Raw genomic sequence first — 19360 nt, 5'->3', positions numbered from 1 at the left:
TTGAACAGCAGATGACAGTCATGTGGCAATCCTGTGATCGCCTACAGGATTATAACTTGTTTTCAACCGCTTTCTGGTTTGCTGTCGCAATCTGTTGCATCTGTTTATTCAGATTTAATATTTCTTTATACAGCGCATTAAACTCTTTCACTGCTTTATCTTCATAAAACATGAAAGTTTTATTTTTCTTTTGCCATTTATGCTTTTTCAATACGGCAAATAAGGCATCTGCCTTGGCCAGACTTTGTTTCTCAATCTCAAAGATCGCATGGGCATTACTTTGCTGTTGATCGGCTTGCAGGTTCGCGGTCAGCTGCTGGCGATAACGGTTTTTAATATCCAGTTGCTGTGCCTTATTGATCAGCTCGGCATCACGCTGCTGAATTTGCTGCTGATAGCTGTTCACAATTTGATGCACTTGCTTGAGCATGGCTTCGGTTTCTTTATAGTCTTGTGCCTGATCCTTGGCCAGACGGTCAATATCCAGAAAATTCTGCCAGTTGGCCGCTTTCAGGTCGCGTAGATACTGATTGCGCTCCTCGGCACTGTCCCGTAGTTGACCCAGCATAAATTCGGCCATGATGGCATAGTCCCCATCCAGACGATCATCCTCAAGCTCAAGCTGAATCGGTTTAGACCAGTCCTGTGCTTGCCTTACAATGCTCTGGGTTTTTTCTTCCAGCACGGTTTCATACTCGAGCAACTCGGCCTGATGTTTTTGCTGGACAGAATTTTGATAAAACAGTCCAATAAAAATTGCCAGCGTAACAGCGGCTAATATCATAAAAACACGCGGCATGTACACGCTCCAGCTCTGTCGGTCAGATCTTATTGATAATACACACTATGCTTATTTTTTAGACACAATTCAAGAGATTTGGTTTGACCGCTCATATGGCATGCTCAGGCAAGAATCATCGTGCCCGGAAAGTAATTTAATCCGAAATCTTCTGCTGGCTGATCCTGCAGACCCAAGCCTTCAGGCTGTCAACAACGATTATCTGGAATCAAATGGCAAGCTCAGGCTGAGTCGATTTGGGTCAAATTGTTCACGTACGATTTGCACGTTGGTGGCATCCCTGTTAATACCAAAGGGTTGCAGCAAGATATACACACCATTTCTTGGGTCTGAAGACTGTAAACCCTGTGCTATTGCCAGTACATATTCACGAAATACCACAGGCAGACTATCCAGATCGGGGGCGACCGGCGACCGCATTACATCAATATTCGCAGCAATGTCGCCATCTACGCTATAGGCCTGAATATCACGTTCGATTTTCATCAGACGCATTTGCAGGGCCTTAAGTTGGCTGTTCTGTTCCTGATAAGGCATCATTTTTTCAGTCACGGCGCGCAGTTCCGGTTCGGCCATGACAGTGAGTGTCGGCAATACCACCGGATCAGACACAGTGGCAGGTGCAGCATGGCTGGATATCGGCAGTGTAAAGGCAGCACAGGCCGTGACCAGGCCCAGTATGCTCGGCTTTAGGAGATTCATGATTTAGCCCTCATTTGGACAATAGGAAAGCTTCAGATTGAAAGCTTACAAGTAATACAAGCGCCTATTGTTAAGTTTGATAAACGGTCAATCATGAATAAACAGGATAAAAAATAGAAAAAAAATACGGCAGGAACAATAAGAAAATATAGATTTAATTCTGATCTGATTTTGTTGTAGGCAAACATTACAGGCAAAAAAAAATCCCCAAACATGGTTTGAGGATTTTTTGAATATGGTGGCGAGACCCAGGATCGAACTGGGGACACACGGATTTTCAATCCGTTGCTCTACCTACTGAGCTATCACGCCGATGCGGTGTATTAAGCCGTATCTGGCTGCATTAGTCAATCAAAATTATAAAAAAAATAATTGAATGACTGAATTTTGGTCTAAAAAAAATCCCTGATGGGATCAGGGATTGAAAACTTTAAAATGTTTTAAAATATGGTGGCGAGACCCAGGATCGAACTGGGGACACACGGATTTTCAATCCGTTGCTCTACCTACTGAGCTATCACGCCGATGTCGCGTATTAAACAGTTTCAGCTTTAAATCGTCAAGAGCGCAGAGAATAATTTTCATCAAATGTTTACTTTTCCATCAAATCGCATCAATTTGAGTCATAAATTAAACAGTTTTTACCAAAGACTTCACTAATAAAACAAATCTGCGGTCTTAGTTACAAAAAAAGCAGCCCAAAGGCTGCGATTGCTTGATCTATTTTTAGATTTTTTCCAGATTGGCCAGACAACGATGGATGGCACCACACCCCGGCACAAAATTCTTGACCCCTTTTTCTTCTTCCATGCGGCAGACTTCACTGACCAGCCTTTCTGCAACGCCACGCCCGCGGTTGGCCGGATGCACCACGATATTTTCCAGAATCCGGCTTTCTCCCTGTCCGGTGCACCAGATTGCCCCGATAATCTTGGTATTAAATTCTGCACTATAAACTGAGGTATACTGTGTAAGGTTTTGCTCTAGTTGTTCCATGGCATCTGCCCCATCGCTAAATTCAGGGCTAGTGTCATACAGTCGCTCAAGCTGGCTGCGCACTTCATCATTTTCTAAAGAAGTATAAGCATGTACGGTAATAGGCATTGATAAACCCTCCTGAGCAATCTAATATGCGGTGACGTCGTCACGGCGAAAATATTTTCTACATCAATCATTTTGACGTATTTGAGGAACGTGTCTATGACAGATCGTATCAGTGAAGTGGTAAGAAATACCAACGAAACCAAAATTCGAGTTCGTTTGAATCTCGACGGTACTGGTCAAGGCACCTTAAACACGGGTATTCCATTTTTAGACCATATGATTGATCAAATCAAGCGTCATGGTTTGTTTGATATTGATATTCATTGTGAAGGTGATCTGGAAATTGATGACCATCATACCGTAGAAGACTGTGGTATTACCTTGGGTCAGGCTTTTGCACAAGCGCTGGGTGATAAAAAAGGCCTGAAACGCTACGGTCACTTTTATGCACCACTCGATGAATCTTTAAGCCGTGTTGTGGTGGATCTGTCTGGTCGTCCAGGCCTGTTTATGGATATTCCATTTACCCGTGCCATGATCGGCCGTTTTGATGTGGATTTATTCTCTGAATTCTTCCAGGGCTTTGTCAATCATTCATTGATGACCGTGCATATCGACAACCTGAAAGGCAAAAACAGCCATCACCAGATCGAAAGCGTATTTAAAGCTTTTGCGCGTGCGCTGCGTATGGCCTGTGAAGTGGATCCGCGTGCTGCGAACATGGTCGCTTCAACCAAAGGAACGCTGTAATGACCCGTATTGCCCTTCTTGATTATGGCATGGGAAATTTGCACTCTGCGGCAAAAGCACTCGAACATGTCGGTGCCACGGTTGATGTGACCAATGATCCCAAACTGATTGCGCAAGCAGACAAAATTGTCTTTCCGGGTGTGGGCGCCATGCGTGACTGTATGCAAGGCATGCATGAAGCAGGTATCGATGAAGTGGTACGCAATGCCGTGTTTAACAAACCGGTACTGGCAATCTGTGTCGGTATGCAGGCCTTGATGCAGCATTCTGAAGAGAATGGTGGCACAAATGCGCTGGGTATTTTCAAAGGTGCGGTCAAGCATTTCCCGGAAATGGCCGGTCTAAAAGTGCCACATATGGGCTGGAATCAGGTACATCAGGCCAATCCAGACCATCCGATGTGGAACAATATTGAACAGGATGCGCGGTTCTACTTTGTACATAGCTACTATGTCGAGCCACAAGATTCAGAGCTGGTGGCTGCCAGTTGTACCTATGGCATCGAGTTCTGTACCGCGATTCATCAAGAAAACCTGTTCGCGACTCAGTTCCATCCGGAAAAGAGCCATACCGCAGGTTTGCAATTACTGAAAAACTTTGTGGACTGGAAAATCTGATTTTCCTTTCACTTAAAAAGCTCGCAGATTGCGGGCTTTTTTATTCGTTCAGATTAATCTACCACCAGAATCATGACTATTTTTTAGTCACTAGAATTATTATTCTGCTTAGTCAAGCCCTTATATTTAAACAATAATTAAAGCATATGGGAATAAAATAATGTATCAATACTCTCACACTCGTGAATCAGCCTTAAGCCCAAATGGATGTTTTGACCGCCTGTCTTATCTGGCTGGAACATGCTGATGACCTTGTCGCTCCTGATCCTCATTCCGCTGGTCAATCTAGGCTTTATTTTTGCTTAAACGTAGAAAAGTAATTAAGCTGAGTGCCCAAGCCCAGTGAACTATTGATAATTATGGAAGCGCTCCAGCCGACAATACTGCCGAGCAAAGAACAGATTCAGGCCTTTCCTGTATTTCAAAATCTTCCCATGCCGCAGATTCAACTTATTCATAGTCTGGAACAATGTCTGGCTGTTGAACAGGAGCTGAAAAGCTGCGCATTATTTGGCTTTGATTCTGAATCCAAACCGACCTTTAAAGTCGGTGAAATCTCTACCGGGCCACATCTGATTCAGCTGGCCACTCTAGACAAAGCCTATTTATTTCAAATGAACCCGGCCATCTGGGCTTTTCTTGCACCAATTTTTGCCAATCGTGATCAGATCAAGGTTGGTTTTGGCCTGAAAAATGATGCGCATCTGTTTCGTAAACGAGGTATAGAACTGAATAGCGTGATTGAGCTGTCGAAATGCTTCGGTCATTTTGGTCTAAAAAATCCGGTCGGACTGAAAAATGCCATCGCCCTGTTATTTGGACTAAATTTTCCTAAATCGAAACGGATTAGCACTTCCAATTGGGCCAGCAAAAACTTAAGTGCAGCCCAGATTGACTATGCAGCTGCAGATGCCTATGCGCCAGTGTTGGTATTTGAAGAATTGCTGCGCCGAAATCTACTCCCCAAAGAGATTCCGAATACATCACTGAAATTACGTCTACGCCCTTCGTCAAGGCTTTAATGTCTTCAGCACACTGCAACAATGTAACTTTGTGTAAATCAGATTCTGCCCCAAAATTTGGCAATATTAAGACTGCTTAAATACCCATTCCAAGTGTATTTAGCAACTTTCAGCGTCTCTTTAACTTGGAACTTAACTTCAGATAGAATCATGCCCAATCTTGAGGCATAAAATCTCAAAAAGCACCATAAAATTCAAATTAATTTACTGATTTTATTTACATTTTAAAACAATAACCATTTTCAAACTTAGCAATTTGAATATATTCAACTTTTTATAATTTCTTTATTTTTCATGATCTATTTGCAGTTTCTCCGTTCTGTTTTTTATTAAAAAATTTGCTAAAACATGAGCCATCTTATTCATCATCCGATCAGGATGTGCATGTTCTAGAGGGTTAATACACATGTTCAGTTTATTGAATGAAAAAATCAGTGGCGTGCTGAGTCTGGCACTGCAAGGGATTACGACAGCACTGGGTGTGCTGACTAAAACGGTGATCACCGTGGTAGATGAAGTGGTATCAACCGTATCGGATCTAACTGCGCCTCTTAGCGCTCAGCTCGGTGCACTGCCCGTTGTCGGAGATCTGCTATCGACCGTCCTGAATGTCAGCACTGGTCTGGTCAGTGGCGTCAGTGCAGGTGTACATGCCATCTCGGACCAGTGGATTGCAGGAGACTTAGCAGGCGGTGTTAATACTGCCTTGAATGGTACGACTGATCTGCTGGGTCAGGGTCTAGGGGGTGTATCTGACATTCTGGACAGTGTGCTTGCCGCTACGGCTCCATTGACTGCTCCATTGGCTAACTTACCGATCCTGGGTGATGTGGTGACCGCGGTTGGGCAGACTGGCAGCAATCTAAGTGGTCTGGTTGATGAAACCGGACAATATGTGGCAGCAATCAATCCACTCGAGCTGATTAACAATACCCTAGAAAATCCGGTCGCCAGTGTCGGCGGTGTAATTCAGGATGTATCGGGCACACTGGATGCCCTGCTCAATGACCTGGTTCCGGTCACAGACGTCGCGACCAGCCTGCCAGTTGCAGGTGCGGTGGTCGGTTTAGTGGGTGAAACTGTCAGTACAGTCAATCAGGGACTTTATGAGTTGGGAGTGCAGCTGGGCCAAGTCAATTCACTAGACCATCTGTCTCAAACTTATAGCTATGTCTAATCAGTGTGACAGTGAAAATAAAGCAGATCGTATGCGCAGTCGCTGAATCATTAAAAGGATAAAAATAAATTACCTGACTGCGACCTGTCTTCGGACAGGTTTTCTTTATTGATACTGTTTAAGAGTTAGAAATTTCGACTTTATTTGCTAAGATGAACTCACTCAAATTCATTCTAAAGATTAAGCAAGGAGCGAAAGCATGCTGATCATCCCTGCAATTGACCTGAAAGATGGCAAATGTGTCCGTTTAAAACAAGGTCGTATGGAAGACGATACCGTATTTTCTGACGATCCGGTCGCAACAGCACAGCATTGGGTAAATGAAGGCGCTCGCCGCTTGCATTTAGTGGATTTAAACGGTGCTTTCGCAGGTACGCCTATCCATAAGCCAGTGGTTGAAGCCATTGCCAGAGCGCAGCCAGATTTACCGATCCAGATTGGCGGCGGTATCCGTTCGATGGAAACCATCGAGCATTATCTGCAAGCAGGCGTATCTTTTGTGATTATTGGTACCAAAGCAGTTCAGGATCCTGAATTTGTGGAAGAAGCATGCAAAAAATTCGCGGGTCATATCATTGTCGGCATTGATGCCATGAATGGCATGGTGGCAACCGATGGCTGGGCCAATGTGACGGATGTCAAAGCGACAGATCTGGCCAAGCGTTTTGCCGATGCGGGCGTATCCAGCATTGTCTATACTGACATTGCCCGTGATGGCATGATGCAGGGTGTGAATATTGAGCAAACCGTAAATCTGGCACAATATTCAGGTTTACCTGTGATTGCTTCAGGCGGCGTAACCAATATGGATGACGTCCGTAACCTGAAAGATCAGCCGGGCATTCTAGGTGCCATTACTGGTCGTGCCATTTACGAAGGTACATTAAGCCTGCGTGAAGCGCAGTTATTGTTAGATGAACAACAAGCGCTATAATTAAGCCTGCTGCACAAGAGGTCTTCGGACCTCTTTTTTTATTTGTTATTTTCCGATCTCCTGACATGCCGACCCTCATTTCCAGCTTTCGCTCTCCCGCTCTGGCAGCCAAACTTCCGCAGCTTGCTTTAATTCTGATTACCCTGATCTGGGGCGGCAGTTTTATTACCGTACAATACGGGCTGAATTTTAGCAGTCCGATTATGTTTGTTGGGCTGCGTTTTGCTGCAGCCGCCATTGCCGTGACCCTGATCTCATTAAAATCTTTAAAAGGCATGACCCTCAAGGAAATTATTGCCGGCGCGGTGATTGGGATCATGATCGCCATCGGTTACGGCACCCAAACCGTGGGATTGCAAACGATTAGCAGCAGCGAGTCTGCTTTTTTAACCGCCTTGTATGTTCCACTGGTACCAATCCTGCTCTGGCTGCTGTTTGGTCAAAAACCACAGGTGATGACCTGGATCGGGGCATTGTTTGCCTTTATCGGGTTAGTGTTTTTGACTGGTAATGGCTTTGCAGCAATTCAGCTCAGTTTTGGACAAACTTTGACTTTACTTGGCTCCATTGCCATTGCCTTGGAGATTATTTTGATCAGTTATTTTGCTGAGCAGGTGAATGTACGCCGGGTCACAGTGCTGCAACTGATTTTTGCGTCCTTGTTCTGCTTTATGATTGCACCTGTTTTAGGTGAATCTCAGCTACCTGAATTTCACTGGCATCTGGCAGGCATTTTAGTCGGTTTAGGCATTGCCAGTGCGATGATTCAACTGGTCATGAACTGGGCACAACGTAGGGTAGATCCATCACAGGCAGCAATTATCTATGCCGGTGAACCGGTATGGGCAGCACTTTTTGGCCGACTTGCAGGAGAACGCCTACCTGCACTGGCACTGTTGGGCGGATTGATGGTGGTACTGGGCGTAATTGCCAGTGAATGGAAACCGAAGTTTTTAAAGCGGAAAGTAAAAGAATAAATCACTTAATTTCCTATTTTTAATCCCCCTAAATTCCCCTTTTAAGAAAGGGGAATTTTTTATATTTAATTTTAGAAAGACACCATCTTGCCCGGATTTACCAATGCTCCCAGTCCATAGGCAGTTTTGGCAATTGGAATCACCACAGGGGCAAGTGTGCGACCAAACAATATATCCTGATGCTGAATAGTGGTCAGCATATTGAAATCATCTGCCTTGCCACAGAAATCATCTGCAATCGCTTTACCGATACGCACCGTTTGCGCCACACCATGCCCACTCCAGCCTTGCACGGCATAAATCGGGAATTTATGGCCAAATTTACGGCTGTCGGCTGCACCATTTATGGTCAGATCCGTGGTTCCACTCCAGACAAAATCCAGCTCAACCTGTTTTAATTGTGGGAATACATGCTGAATTCGACCTAACAAATACTGATGGGTTTTTTCAGGACTCCAACACGAACCTGTCCCTTCACCACCAAATAAAATTCGGTTTTGAGACACACCCCGGTAATAATCAATCTGGAACTGGGTGTCGTAGACAGGCGCATCGGTTGGCAATAGCTCTTTTAAATTTACTTCTAAAGGCGCTGTGGTACATACATAAGTATAAAATGGAATTGTGGTTCGATTGTTCTTTTGCAGCAGTTTAAACGAAGCATGATGTACGCCCATGACCACACTCTTACGCGCTTTTATTACGCCACTTATGGTCGTGACATAAATCCCATCTTCACGCTCTTCTACTGACACAACTTCAGTTTGTTCAAACACCTGTCCACCGTTTTGGCAGAAGCCATAAACCAGTCCACGGTTCAGTGCGAGTGGATGGATATGTCCCCCCAGCGAGTCAATTAGACCACCACAATAATTCTCTGAAGCAATATGCTGTTTCAGCTCATGCTCACCGACAATTTTGGTGTGGTCTTCACCTAAAAATTTACGTGCATCTGCTCCTTGAGTTAAACCAACCAAGTGCCCTTCATGCACTGCTGCGGTAATATGTCCACGTTTATGCTGTAGCTCAAGTTGGTATTTTGCTGCAATGTCATCGATTAAAGACATCGCTTCAGTAGAGCTAAAGTGCCAGAGTTTTTTTGCATCTGCATAGCTGAAATGCTCAATCATTTCTGACGCTTCCCAACGCGCTAGCCCTGGTGTGAGCTGTCCACCATTACGTCCTGAAGCAGCGCCACCAATGCGATTTTTTTCTACCAAAATGGTATCTATGCCATGTTCAGACAGATGGAGTGCTGTCGAAGCACCCAATAAACCACCACCAATCACCACCACATCACATTCAAGATCGGCATTTAAACCTGGAAACGCATGCCCAGTTTCGAGTGAGCTTTCATAGTAATTGGCAGGATGTTCGAAATTGCCATGTTTGGGATTAATCCAGTTCCACTCTTTGCCACTCTGTGTATTAATACTGGCTTTAAACTCGACATCTTCAATAAATTTTGGCTTATTCATTTCATCTTCTCACTATTACTTCAATACAATTGATTCGATCTTAGTAAGCACTACTAATCACAATATTCTGTTTACGCAAACGCTTATACATATAGAGCAGCACACCTACTGCGAGCCAAATACAGCCACAGATCAAGGCTGACATTTCCAGGTTGATCCATAAACCCAACATCACGCCCACCGAAAACAGGGGCAAAACCAAGTTAAGGAAGATATTTTTTAAGCCTTGACGCTGTTTGTCCTGAACAAAGAATTTTACAAATACCGAGAAATTCACTGCAGTAAAGGCAATCAGGGCACCAAAACTCACCATACTCACCACTGTCGCAAGATCAAGGCTGATGGCGAGGAGTGAAGTTAAGCCAATGAACAGCACGGCATAAAGTGGTGTACCCAACTTGTTATGCACTTGACCGAATGTGCCTTTATGGAAAATTCCGTCACGTCCCATGATATGGATTAAACGCGAGGCACTGGCATGAGTCGCCAAACCTGAAGCAAAGGTATTCATGATTTGCGCGCAGAGGAACACCGCCTGAAACAGTGCCCCACCGACATACATCACAATTTCAGGCAATGCTTCATCGGGGTTGTTAAAGCGGACATTGCTGGGGAAATACAACTGGATAAACCACGATGCCGAGAAGAAAATCACCCCGCCTGTCAACGTGGTCAGCATTACAGCACGTGGAATATTTTTTTTCGGGTCTTTAGTTTCGTGTGACATCGTCGTCACGGCATCAAAGCCCAGAAACGAGAAACATAAAATTGATGCCCCGGCAATTAACGGCAATATACTGCTATCACCGTTCAATAATGGCGTCATGGTCAGGACATAATGATAACCTTGCTCCGTACCTATACCCTTGATCACCAGATAGATAAACAGCAGCATTAAAATCAAGGGAGCCACCACAAAAATCAGGCTTAAGTTCGCCAAGATATTAATGCGGAAACAGTTAATCAGGGTCACCAAACCGATAAAGATACAGACCCACACCCAATATGGCACGCCTGGAATCAGGGCTTCCAAATAGATCCCGGCCAGTAAAGCATTCACGAGCGGCAGCAATATATAATCCATTAAGGCACACCAGCCAACAAAGAAACCGGCTTTCGGCCCGCAAGATTCCGCCGTATAAGTATACGCCGAGCCCGGTTTTTCTGTCTGGCGACTAAAGCGCGCATAGCTGAATGCCGTTAACAGCATGGCACCTAAGGCAAGGATATACGCGAGTGGAACACGTCCCGCAGTGATGCCGGAAACAATCCCAAAGGTATCAAAAACAACCATCGGGGTCATATATGCCACACCAATGATCACGACCTGCCACAAAGACATTTTTTTGAAAGCAACTTGTGCTTTTTCCATTGATGTCACCTGAACATTATTTATTTTCGTTATTTGTTCAATTGCAATGACTATGCCATATAATAAAAATATAAATAAATTGAGTGAGGATGGAAAATGCCAAAGTACAATTTAGAAACTCGAATTGCAGCCATTCAGATGTATAAAAAGACCGATTACAAGGTGGCTGTCTGTAAAGAATTTGGCATCTCTCGGGTGACTCTGGATGCATGGATCCGCCTTGAAGAAGAAACTGGCGACTTGGTCCAGAAACCTGTAAAAAACCGCGGCGCACCGGGCCATATTAAAGATTGGAATGAATTTCAAGTGTTTGTAATATCTGTAAAATTTCAAAATATTAGTGATTTGGTTCCAATATTTGAACAGCGCTTTGGTTATGCAGTTTCTTATGCGGTTCTGGTGCGTGCTATTCATGTTTTAGGCATGCGTCGCCGTCGTGGTCGCTTTTATTCTTAAGTTAAAAATGAGCCCGACAATAAAATAATTTGACCTGTTAAATTTAAAAAAATAAATGTACATTAATGTAAGTTTATTTTATTAAAAACGTAAATTATATTTATTAAAAAAGTAAATCTATAAAACAAAAAAGTAAAGTTTAAATATTAAAAATGTAAATTTATAAAATTAAAAATGTTTAGCAATGTTCGTCATTATGTTCAATGATGATAAGAATTGCTCCCTAAAATGGAGCAAGCTTGAATAAAAGTGGTGCGAGTTGGTAATTTTTTCAGCCTATGCAGACAGATGGAATCCGTTCTATTGCATGAGGCATAAAAAAGCAGCACTTTGGCTGCTTTTTCTACAATAAAATTTAGGATTTATACATCGGTCGATTGTCATTCAAGCGCATGATGCCACGAATCGCCCGATACACAATCCAGATCCAGGCCAGAAACACCACTAACAAACAGAAAGCGGATGCGCCAAATGCCACGCCTGCAAACAGGTTCGGATCTTCGCCAGTAAAGAACAGAAACAAAAATGGAATAAAGGCAATGATATTCCAGACCAGATACCACCAGAAACTGCGGATCTGCCAGGTGAAGTGGCTTTCAAAAATTGAACCACGCACATCGCGACGTTTGACATAGTTAATGATCAACGCCACGACAGCCAAGAGGCCAGCACTAAAAATGGCCACAATATATAAAATGTACAGTGCAAAAGTCAGTGTGCGATTTGGGTCTTTATCAATGGAATAGTTCACGTCCCCTCCTGATCTTTCCCCTAAATATTTAAACTGTTAAATGGGGAAATTAGCCATATAATCAAAATGATGTTAAAGGCTATAGTACAAAAATATATCTGCCGGAACGGTTGTTTTTGTGTTTTATGTCGCAGTTTTTGCTGGGCTAACCAGGCTGCTGGCCAACCACCTAAAAAAGCCACCAGATGCAGGGTATTTTCCGGAATACGTTGCTTACCCGATTGCGCCGCTTCCTTGTCCTGCGCATACAACCAGTAACTCAATGCATTCATCAAACTGATCAGCAACAAGACCAGTCCGCTGAGCAGACCGCCCAAAGTCAATGCGGTCAGCAACAGAATATAAACCACACAGGCAATCTGCATCGGTTGTAATTTCTGTGACTGCTGTTGCTTGGAGGGTTTGAATTTAGCCTGAGACGTTTTGGTTTGCGATGCTTTCAGATACATGACCTGCTGTGCTTTGTATCGTCCGCGCTCATCTAAAATGACCGTGTAATCTAAGGCACAGCCGACAATCGGACGCGGACCTTGCTTGGTAAAGTCCTTGATATGCAGAAATACGCGATCTTTGGCCGAATCATTGGGCTGAATAAAGCCATAACCCTTGTCATCAAACCACTCTACTAAACGCCCCTGATCGCGCATATCCCCTGTCCTTTTGTCTTTATAAATTTTAAATATTTAAGCTGTAACGAATTTTAATCGCTCAATCAACATATTACGCATCTCGACTGGATTTTTTTGCAAAATATCTTCGCCAGTACGACCCAGTGCCGCGTTACGCTGTGCCACCTGTAAACGCATCATCCAGAAACGTCCTGCGGCCATGGCCAAGTACAACTCTAAACATGATTTTTCATCTGCTGTTAAGGGGCGGACGCTTTCATAGGCATTTAAAAAGGCAATGGCTTTTTCTTCGTTTAAAGTGACATCCGGATAGTTGGTGCAAAAGTCATTTAAAGTAATCGCGATATCAAATAAAAATTCATCTTTATTCAGTTCATAAAAATCCAGAATACCGTTGAGTTGATCACCCTCAAATAAGGTATTGTCCCGGAACAGATCGGAATGAATAAAGCCACGTGGACGATCTGGATAGACTGCTGTTAAAGCGTCATACAGGCCTAAAAGCTTGCCGAGCAACATTTTATCGGCCGGACTTAAACTTGGTTTGATTTCTTGGGACACTGCCAGCCAATACGCATGATCACGCACGAAATTACGTTCTAATTTGAAGTCCTGCAATGCCACATGCATTTTTGCCTGAGCAATAGCAATCGCTTCAACTTGTGCCACGGTCGATGGCATGGGATGCTCACCCAACAGGCGCGGTGCAATCTGTGCCGGTTTATCTTTAATACTGTGAATAGCCTTGCCTGAATGCGATAAAGGCACCGGAACGGCCAAGCCTGCTTTGCCCAAATGTTGTAATACAGGCACAAGTTCCCCTGCCGCCTGTTCATCCATATCCTCAAACACCGTTAGCACATAGTGTGCGTCTTCGCAGACCAAAAAATAGTTGGTATTTTGAATACCGCCTTGAATCGGAATCAGATCAACCGCCTTTAAACCGTAGGGCGCTGCAAAATCCTGAACTTCCTTTAAAGTCAAAGTGGTATAAACCGACATAGAAAACCTGCGAAAAAACTTACATAATTTTGCTAGAATACCGTTTCCATCTGCCAAGGTGTAGCGCTTGCGTGGGTGAGTTTCATAATCGGCTGTAATAATTGGAAAAATTTATGCTAGCTAAACGTATTATTCCTTGCCTCGACGTTGATAATGGTCGTGTGGTCAAGGGTGTTCAATTCCTTGATATTCGTGATGCAGGTGACCCAGTTGAGGTCGCACGTCGTTATAACGAACAAGGTGCCGATGAAATTACTTTCCTTGATATTACCGCTACACATCATGGACGCGACACCACTTACCGTACTGTAGAACGTATGGCTGAATCGGTTTTCGTCCCCCTGACGGTCGGTGGCGGTGTGCGTAAAGTCGAAGATATCCGTTTGCTGCTCAATGCTGGTGCAGATAAAGTCAGCATCAACTCGGCAGCAGTATTTAATCCGGAATTTGTCCAGGAAGCATCACAACGTTTTGGCGCACAATGTATCGTGGTCGCCATTGATGCCAAAAAAACCGGCGAAGATAAATGGGAAATTTTCACCCACGGCGGCCGCAAACCGACCGGCATTGATGCCTTGGAATGGGCAGAACAAATGGCCAATTACGGCGCAGGTGAACTCCTGATTACCTCAATGGATGCCGACGGCACCAAAGCCGGTTATGACATCGCCCTGATGCGTGCCATCAATGACCGCGTCACTGTACCGACTATTGCCTCTGGCGGTGTAGGAAATTTACAACATCTGGCAGACGGGATTATTCATGGCGGTGCTGATGCGGTACTGGCAGCGTCAATTTTCCATTTTGGTCAACATACCATTCCTGAAGCCAAAGCCTATATGGCAGCGCAAGGCATTGAAATGCGCCTTTAATTCAAAAACGAATTCCTATTTAAAAAAGAGCATCACAACGATGCTCTTTTTTATTTCTACAGGATAAGCCTAGGCAATAAATCATTTGGAAAATACTCTCATCATCTGTGGCACATCCGGGTTTGCTCTAATGATGACTGCTTTGAAAAAGTATATCCATCGTTCTGTGGATTAAAGCAGAACAGCAAACACGACAAAAAAGAGTTAATAGAAAAGGACTTGTATGTTCAAAATGATATTTAGGGATTGTTATTGATCAATAGCCGCCGGACAGCACGAAGCTTTCCAGTGCTGAGCAGCTTAAATATAAAGGACGTTATTTTCTTTCAATATTCACCCCAGTATGAGGATGAACAAGATCGCTCTATTTTGACCGATATTCAAAAGTAAAAATTAAATAAAAAAAAAGGAGTCTCGCGACTCCCTGTAAAAACCAAGATTAGACCACAGCGCTTGGTATTCAAAATAATTCATTACACCTAAAACATATAAGTATGTGGCTTCACTCACCAACAACCGTGAATATAGGCCAAATCAAAAGGACAATATTGACAATACATCTGCATTTTATTGACAAATCACGACAAGAACCGGGTTTTAGCGATTTAATGGCCTATTTAAGTGATTGGTCGCAGGATTTTTAGCAATTTTAGCCGGAGTTTCTGCCCACTTGGCTGGAAAATAACGGTCTGCCCAATAGTTCAGTTTTTTCGAGATCGGTGCAGGCAATACCATACCTAAAGGGTTCTGCTCCTGTAAATCTGCGGAGGAAATCACCCGGGTACCCAGCAGATAGTCGAACCAGGGTTTGGTCACACACCAGTTGGCATCCTGATTACTATTCATGTGATGATCATAATGCCAAGGCAGCTTTTTTTTGGCCCATTCTGGCTCCAGATGGGCACGACGATGCCGATAATAATAATTGCCTGCACTATATAATACGGCCAGCGTCATCCCTTTGGAAAAAGGATAAAACGTCAATCCAAAGACTGTAGCAACCACGGCAAGAGAAGCAATTTCATTGCGGGTACGCCAGTTGTTCAGTCCTTCTACATAACCGAAATCGGAAAATTCCGTTTTACGCACAATGCGGTGATGTTCCCAATGCGAACACATGCTTTCTGGAACCGGACTATAGCGGCTCTGTCCTTGGCGGTGAATTCCATGTAACACATATTTATGCGCAAACCATTCAAATCCATTGGCAACGACGAGTCCTGCCAGAAAACCTTTCCACATGATCTTTTACCTCTTGGTCTATTTTTCAATATAGGCTAAGTAAAAGACTAGATATTGACCAAAATATTCAATATGATTGACAAAATACGACAAAATAAAAGAATTAAAAAATGCTGGTTCTAAAAAACTACGTAGGCTCGATATACGGTGGTTTAGGACATTTACTTTTGGACTATTATCAGCTGAAACAGCTCGAAGTCCCTGAGAAATTATTGGCCATTCAAAATCTGGAACGCTTTGATTTTACTCTGTGGCGTGATCTGCTGACGACACTTGATCAACAGCTGCAGCGCCCGGCTTTGGGCCTGGAAATTGCGCAACTGGTCGAGACTAAACATCTCGGGATTATCGGTTATCTGGCACTTTCCAGTGACACGCTGGGTGAAGCCTTCATGCGCTATCATGACTACCATCGCCTGATCTATGATGGTAGCCCGCTACAAATCCAGGGGCAAGGAGATCATCTTTCGATTGCCTGGGGTGAGGTTCCTTTTAAGATGAGTACGCAACTGACCGATGAAATCGCGATTGCACTCATGATCGAATTTATTAAATCGAATATTCTGGATAATAATCATCTGCATCTGCATGAAGTGCATTTTCAGCATCCAACACCCAAAAATATAGCATTGTATGAACAGTATTTCCGCTGCAAGGTTCGTTTCGGTCAAGCCAAGACTCAAGTCCTGATGCCGGTCAGCGAGCTGTCTACGCCTTTAAAACAGGGTGATCAGACCCTACAAAAGCTTCTGAAACAACAAGCTGAAGCTTTACTGGAAAAATTCCCCAATTCCACCCAAGTTGACCAGCAGTTACAGCAGGCGATTCTGGTGGGCCTGCAAAAAAACCAGTTCCAGATTGAACATATTGCCCAGCAAATAAAATTCTCTGTCCGTCAGTTACAACGACATTTGCAAAAGCAGGGTAAAACCTATCAGCAATGCATGCAGGAAATCCGCTCTATGATGGCAATGCAATATCTGAAAGATCCGCATTTAAGCTTACAGGAAATTTCCATGCTGCTTGGTTACTCCGAGCAGAGTGCATTTCAGCGGGCATTTAAGCAATGGACCCAGCTGACGCCACAACAATGGCGCTTAGAATCTTTGGCTCAGACAGCTTGAGACGCTGCAATACTGAGACTAAAAACAGTAAAAAGCCCAATAGGAATATTGGGCTTTGTGTCTGGTTCCAGATGGAACATTCTCCAACAAATGAAAAAATCTTATAAAAATGGATTTTCAATTTCGTCCAGATCATCCCGCTGCAGCTTTTCTGGCAGATCTACAGTATTTTCCAGTTGCTGCACCACATCATTTACAAAAGCCTGCAAAACCTTGGCAGCCTTAAGACCTTCCTGATCCTTGGTGATCTGCAAGTTTCCATACAGGCTGACACAATCCAGATCATTTTCCAAGGTCAGATCATGAATGGCATGGGATTCACTGCCATTTTCAAATGCTTTAAACATATCCTCTCCACCTGTCTTTGTTATTTTCAATAATGGGTGAGATCGATGCTACTCGAATCCCACTTTTTTCAGCAAGTTTATTTCAATAACTGCAAAATATATTGCAATAGCGCATCTATCAGCTGTTTTATAATCGTATTTTGGGTGTCGTTATCGATTGCACCACCAGTCGCTGAGGACGTCGAGGTATTTGAACCTGAAGATTTAAACTCACGTTGCAGTGCCTGCAAGTTTTCTTTAGAGACGTCTTCCGCACACTGGCTTTCTGCATCCCAGTTAGAATATTCGATTTTCTGATTGGCTTTAACCGCCTTGGCCGTCAATGGCAAACGATAGGTATTGCGCTTCTGCTCTTCGGTCAATTGTGGGAACAGGTTAATTCCGAGCTGTTCCTCCAGATAACAGACACTAACAATACGCACTTTGAGCGAATTATCATTCGGCGCATAATAAGCACCAATCGCACCGGTTTTCGGCAGGTAAACTGCCTTATACACCGCCGTCGGTACAATCACGCCATTACCAATGGTTTTTAGTTTTTTCGCCGCAAATACCGGCCCGGTAACAACATAAGCATCCTGCTTCTGTTTGGTTACAATGGCACGGGTCGCTTCTTCCAGTTCACGCCAGACCTGCTGATTGTTTTTCGGTGCTTGCGGCACCATATTGGCCAGTGAGAAACTGTCCGACTGTGCAGCCTTATTGGGCATATCCGCATTTGGCGCCATATGCCCGCGATCATAACCGGAACCACGATAATCCGCCAACGTCGCCCGATGCGCAGGTTTGAGCTGGGTCTCTTCATGAAAATTATCTTGACGCGGAATTTTCTGGCTTAAGCGTGCCGGTGTGAGTGCTTCAGCCACCCAAAGTGGGGTTTTCGAAACACCGGAATAACCGACGTTAAAGCCATTAAAGCACAGTGAATAACTGTCTTTTTTCAGGCTGTCTTTCATCAGATACGGCGGAACATCACGATAAAACTGTGTCAGACAGGCGGAATCGGATGAAGATGGCAGAGACACCCATTGACTGATTTTTTCCTGACCAAAGGCGATGGCAAAACTACTCGAAGCCACCACACCCAGAATGACTTTAGTACTATTTTTACTTAAAAACTGAAAAAGAGAGTTCTTGGATTTACGCTGCTTCTTGGCCATTATTACACGTACTTTTTAGATCAATACCGATTTTTCCCGAGCTTAACAAGCTGTGTATATGAAGTATATCTTGACCCTGCCATTCGCTTAACAAATAAACAATAATGGCTTAAAAGCCACGAAAGCTGTAACAAACTGTCTATTTTTTATTTCATTTTAAATGAGGTTTCGCAGTCTTTGAGTAGCTTTGATTGGAGCTGCCGGATGAGTATGTAAAGCTAAGCGCCTATCCCAATTCGTACAATTATTAGCAGTGGTGTCAATCATGAATTCCAAACTCTCTAAAATATTAGGTTTAGGATTATTCACAAGTGTAATCAGCGCAGGCGCATTTGCCGAGCCACCGGTTCAACCGGGTGAAACACTTGAAAGCTTGTCTAAAGCTAAAATTAGTACCACGGTAAATGGTCAGGAAGGCTCTCTAGAAACTCTAGTCAACTCTGGTCAAATCCGCCTTGTCGATCCGCGTACAGCTGCGCCACAGCAACCAATGCCAAATACGCAGCCAGCGATGCCAAATGATCCAGCGATGATGCAGGCACCAGGTAATTCAGACATGGTTTCGCCACAACCTCCTGTGGCAGAACCGGGTATGAATCAATCAGACATGCCGGCCAATCTGGCTGAACCGGCCAACAGTACCGAAGTCGAAGCAACCACATCTATGGCTGCGCCAGAACAACAGCCTGTGCTTGAAGAGCAACAGCAAGCTGCTGTAGTTGAAGCCAATGCAATGAATGCACAAACTGAAATTGCAGCTCAAGCCGATGCAGAACCAGTGCTGATGGAGCAGCCTTTGAATGCTGCACCTGAAGTGCCGGCTGCCGTAGAACTTGAGCAATAATCCGAAGCTCAGTTATTTACTGTTTCTCCCATAAAAAACCAGAGTGTGTCTCTGGTTTTTT

The 19360-nt window shown here is 44.0% G+C and carries 21 protein-coding genes and 2 tRNA genes; 10 read left to right on the top strand and 13 right to left on the bottom strand.

Annotated elements, in window-relative coordinates:
- Window positions 1-49: 49 nt before the first annotated feature.
- The 5 genes from FTV48_RS05370 to FTV48_RS05350 all read right to left on the bottom strand — a co-directional run bounded on the left by FTV48_RS05370 (window position 50) and on the right by FTV48_RS05350 (window position 2605).
- Entirely contained in the window at window positions 50-799 is a 750-nt protein-coding gene (locus tag FTV48_RS05370; RefSeq protein ID WP_005173124.1) for a hypothetical protein, read from the bottom strand.
- Between the two features lie 198 nt (window positions 800-997).
- Window positions 998-1501 carry a hypothetical protein gene (locus FTV48_RS05365; RefSeq protein ID WP_179999615.1) on the bottom strand — a complete coding sequence of 168 codons (504 nt, stop codon included), beginning with the start codon at window positions 1499-1501 and terminating at the stop codon, window positions 998-1000.
- A gap of 236 nt (window positions 1502-1737) precedes the next feature.
- Window positions 1738-1813: transfer RNA gene (locus FTV48_RS05360), tRNA-Phe, on the bottom strand.
- A 136-nt stretch (window positions 1814-1949) separates the two neighbouring features.
- Window positions 1950-2025, bottom strand: a tRNA-Phe gene (locus FTV48_RS05355).
- A gap of 202 nt (window positions 2026-2227) precedes the next feature.
- Entirely contained in the window at window positions 2228-2605 is a 378-nt protein-coding gene (locus FTV48_RS05350; protein ID WP_005095200.1) for a GNAT family N-acetyltransferase, read from the bottom strand.
- A 96-nt stretch (window positions 2606-2701) separates the two neighbouring features.
- Between FTV48_RS05350 and hisB the strand changes: the two genes are divergently transcribed.
- From hisB to FTV48_RS05320, 6 genes are all read left to right on the top strand, one after another.
- Window positions 2702-3295, top strand: a complete 594-nt coding sequence (hisB, locus tag FTV48_RS05345) for an imidazoleglycerol-phosphate dehydratase HisB (RefSeq protein ID WP_179999613.1) — start codon at window positions 2702-2704, stop codon at window positions 3293-3295.
- Entirely contained in the window at window positions 3295-3912 is a 618-nt protein-coding gene (hisH, locus tag FTV48_RS05340) for an imidazole glycerol phosphate synthase subunit HisH (RefSeq protein ID WP_074383909.1), read from the top strand. The genes hisB and hisH overlap by 1 nt, the downstream gene beginning before the upstream one ends.
- Before the next feature lie 359 nt (window positions 3913-4271).
- Window positions 4272-4934 carry a 3'-5' exonuclease gene (locus tag FTV48_RS05335; protein WP_100354904.1) on the top strand — a complete coding sequence of 221 codons (663 nt, stop codon included), beginning with the start codon at window positions 4272-4274 and terminating at the stop codon, window positions 4932-4934.
- A gap of 406 nt (window positions 4935-5340) precedes the next feature.
- Entirely contained in the window at window positions 5341-6111 is a 771-nt protein-coding gene (locus tag FTV48_RS05330; RefSeq protein ID WP_179999611.1) for a hypothetical protein, read from the top strand.
- Window positions 6112-6310: 199 nt separating this feature from the next.
- The gene (hisA, locus tag FTV48_RS05325; protein WP_074383906.1) at window positions 6311-7045 is read left to right on the top strand and encodes a 1-(5-phosphoribosyl)-5-[(5-phosphoribosylamino)methylideneamino]imidazole-4-carboxamide isomerase; all 735 of its coding nucleotides are present in this window, start codon (window positions 6311-6313) and stop codon (window positions 7043-7045) included.
- Between the two features lie 65 nt (window positions 7046-7110).
- Window positions 7111-8022, top strand: coding sequence for a DMT family transporter (locus FTV48_RS05320; RefSeq protein WP_179999609.1), 912 nt, complete (start codon window positions 7111-7113; stop codon window positions 8020-8022).
- Between the two features lie 71 nt (window positions 8023-8093).
- Here FTV48_RS05320 and FTV48_RS05315 read toward each other — a convergent pair whose 3' ends face one another.
- Both FTV48_RS05315 and FTV48_RS05310 read right to left on the bottom strand, forming a co-directional pair.
- Window positions 8094-9500 (bottom strand): FAD-binding oxidoreductase, encoded by a 1407-nt coding sequence (locus FTV48_RS05315; protein ID WP_179999607.1) that lies wholly within the window; start codon window positions 9498-9500, stop codon window positions 8094-8096.
- Window positions 9501-9540: 40 nt separating this feature from the next.
- Window positions 9541-10872 (bottom strand): APC family permease, encoded by a 1332-nt coding sequence (locus tag FTV48_RS05310; RefSeq protein ID WP_179999604.1) that lies wholly within the window; start codon window positions 10870-10872, stop codon window positions 9541-9543.
- Window positions 10873-10968: 96 nt separating this feature from the next.
- Here FTV48_RS05310 and FTV48_RS05305 point away from each other — a divergent pair, with 96 nt between their 5' ends.
- The gene (locus tag FTV48_RS05305; RefSeq protein ID WP_179999602.1) at window positions 10969-11328 is read left to right on the top strand and encodes a helix-turn-helix domain-containing protein; all 360 of its coding nucleotides are present in this window, start codon (window positions 10969-10971) and stop codon (window positions 11326-11328) included.
- A gap of 355 nt (window positions 11329-11683) precedes the next feature.
- On the opposite strand, the gene FTV48_RS05300 is transcribed toward FTV48_RS05305, so the two are convergent.
- Genes FTV48_RS05300 through FTV48_RS05290 form a run of 3 tightly spaced genes read right to left on the bottom strand, consistent with a single transcriptional unit; the run spans window position 11684 to window position 13710 of the window.
- On the bottom strand, window positions 11684-12079 hold the full coding sequence (locus tag FTV48_RS05300) for a hypothetical protein (RefSeq protein WP_005095179.1): 396 nt from the start codon (window positions 12077-12079) through the stop codon (window positions 11684-11686).
- Between the two features lie 20 nt (window positions 12080-12099).
- Window positions 12100-12726, bottom strand: a complete 627-nt coding sequence (locus FTV48_RS05295; RefSeq protein WP_179999600.1) for a DUF1294 domain-containing protein — start codon at window positions 12724-12726, stop codon at window positions 12100-12102.
- Window positions 12727-12762: 36 nt separating this feature from the next.
- Window positions 12763-13710, bottom strand: coding sequence for a homoserine kinase (locus FTV48_RS05290; RefSeq protein ID WP_159516464.1), 948 nt, complete (start codon window positions 13708-13710; stop codon window positions 12763-12765).
- A 113-nt stretch (window positions 13711-13823) separates the two neighbouring features.
- Here FTV48_RS05290 and hisF point away from each other — a divergent pair, with 113 nt between their 5' ends.
- The gene (gene hisF, locus FTV48_RS05285) at window positions 13824-14582 is read left to right on the top strand and encodes an imidazole glycerol phosphate synthase subunit HisF (RefSeq protein WP_005095173.1); all 759 of its coding nucleotides are present in this window, start codon (window positions 13824-13826) and stop codon (window positions 14580-14582) included.
- Window positions 14583-15179: 597 nt separating this feature from the next.
- Here hisF and FTV48_RS05280 read toward each other — a convergent pair.
- Entirely contained in the window at window positions 15180-15824 is a 645-nt protein-coding gene (locus FTV48_RS05280) for a hypothetical protein (RefSeq protein ID WP_074383899.1), read from the bottom strand.
- Window positions 15825-15934: 110 nt separating this feature from the next.
- Here FTV48_RS05280 and FTV48_RS05275 point away from each other — a divergent pair, with 110 nt between their 5' ends.
- Window positions 15935-16948 carry an AraC family transcriptional regulator gene (locus tag FTV48_RS05275; RefSeq protein WP_100354911.1) on the top strand — a complete coding sequence of 338 codons (1014 nt, stop codon included), beginning with the start codon at window positions 15935-15937 and terminating at the stop codon, window positions 16946-16948.
- Between the two features lie 101 nt (window positions 16949-17049).
- Here FTV48_RS05275 and FTV48_RS05270 read toward each other — a convergent pair whose 3' ends face one another.
- Complete coding sequence (locus tag FTV48_RS05270; protein WP_005095167.1) at window positions 17050-17295, bottom strand: hypothetical protein; 246 nt, start codon at window positions 17293-17295, stop codon at window positions 17050-17052.
- A gap of 77 nt (window positions 17296-17372) precedes the next feature.
- On the bottom strand, window positions 17373-18455 hold the full coding sequence (locus tag FTV48_RS05265; protein WP_074383897.1) for a DNA/RNA non-specific endonuclease: 1083 nt from the start codon (window positions 18453-18455) through the stop codon (window positions 17373-17375).
- A 265-nt stretch (window positions 18456-18720) separates the two neighbouring features.
- Between FTV48_RS05265 and FTV48_RS05260 the strand changes: the two genes are divergently transcribed.
- Window positions 18721-19299, top strand: coding sequence for a hypothetical protein (locus FTV48_RS05260; RefSeq protein WP_005173169.1), 579 nt, complete (start codon window positions 18721-18723; stop codon window positions 19297-19299).
- The last annotated feature ends 61 nt before the right edge of the window (window positions 19300-19360 follow it).

It is taken from the genome of Acinetobacter sp. YH18001, assembly GCF_013416975.1.
Lineage (GTDB): Bacteria > Pseudomonadota > Gammaproteobacteria > Pseudomonadales > Moraxellaceae > Acinetobacter > Acinetobacter pseudolwoffii.
Note: the sequence above shows the minus strand (reverse complement) of the source record. Positions and strands in the feature narration are given on the sequence as shown.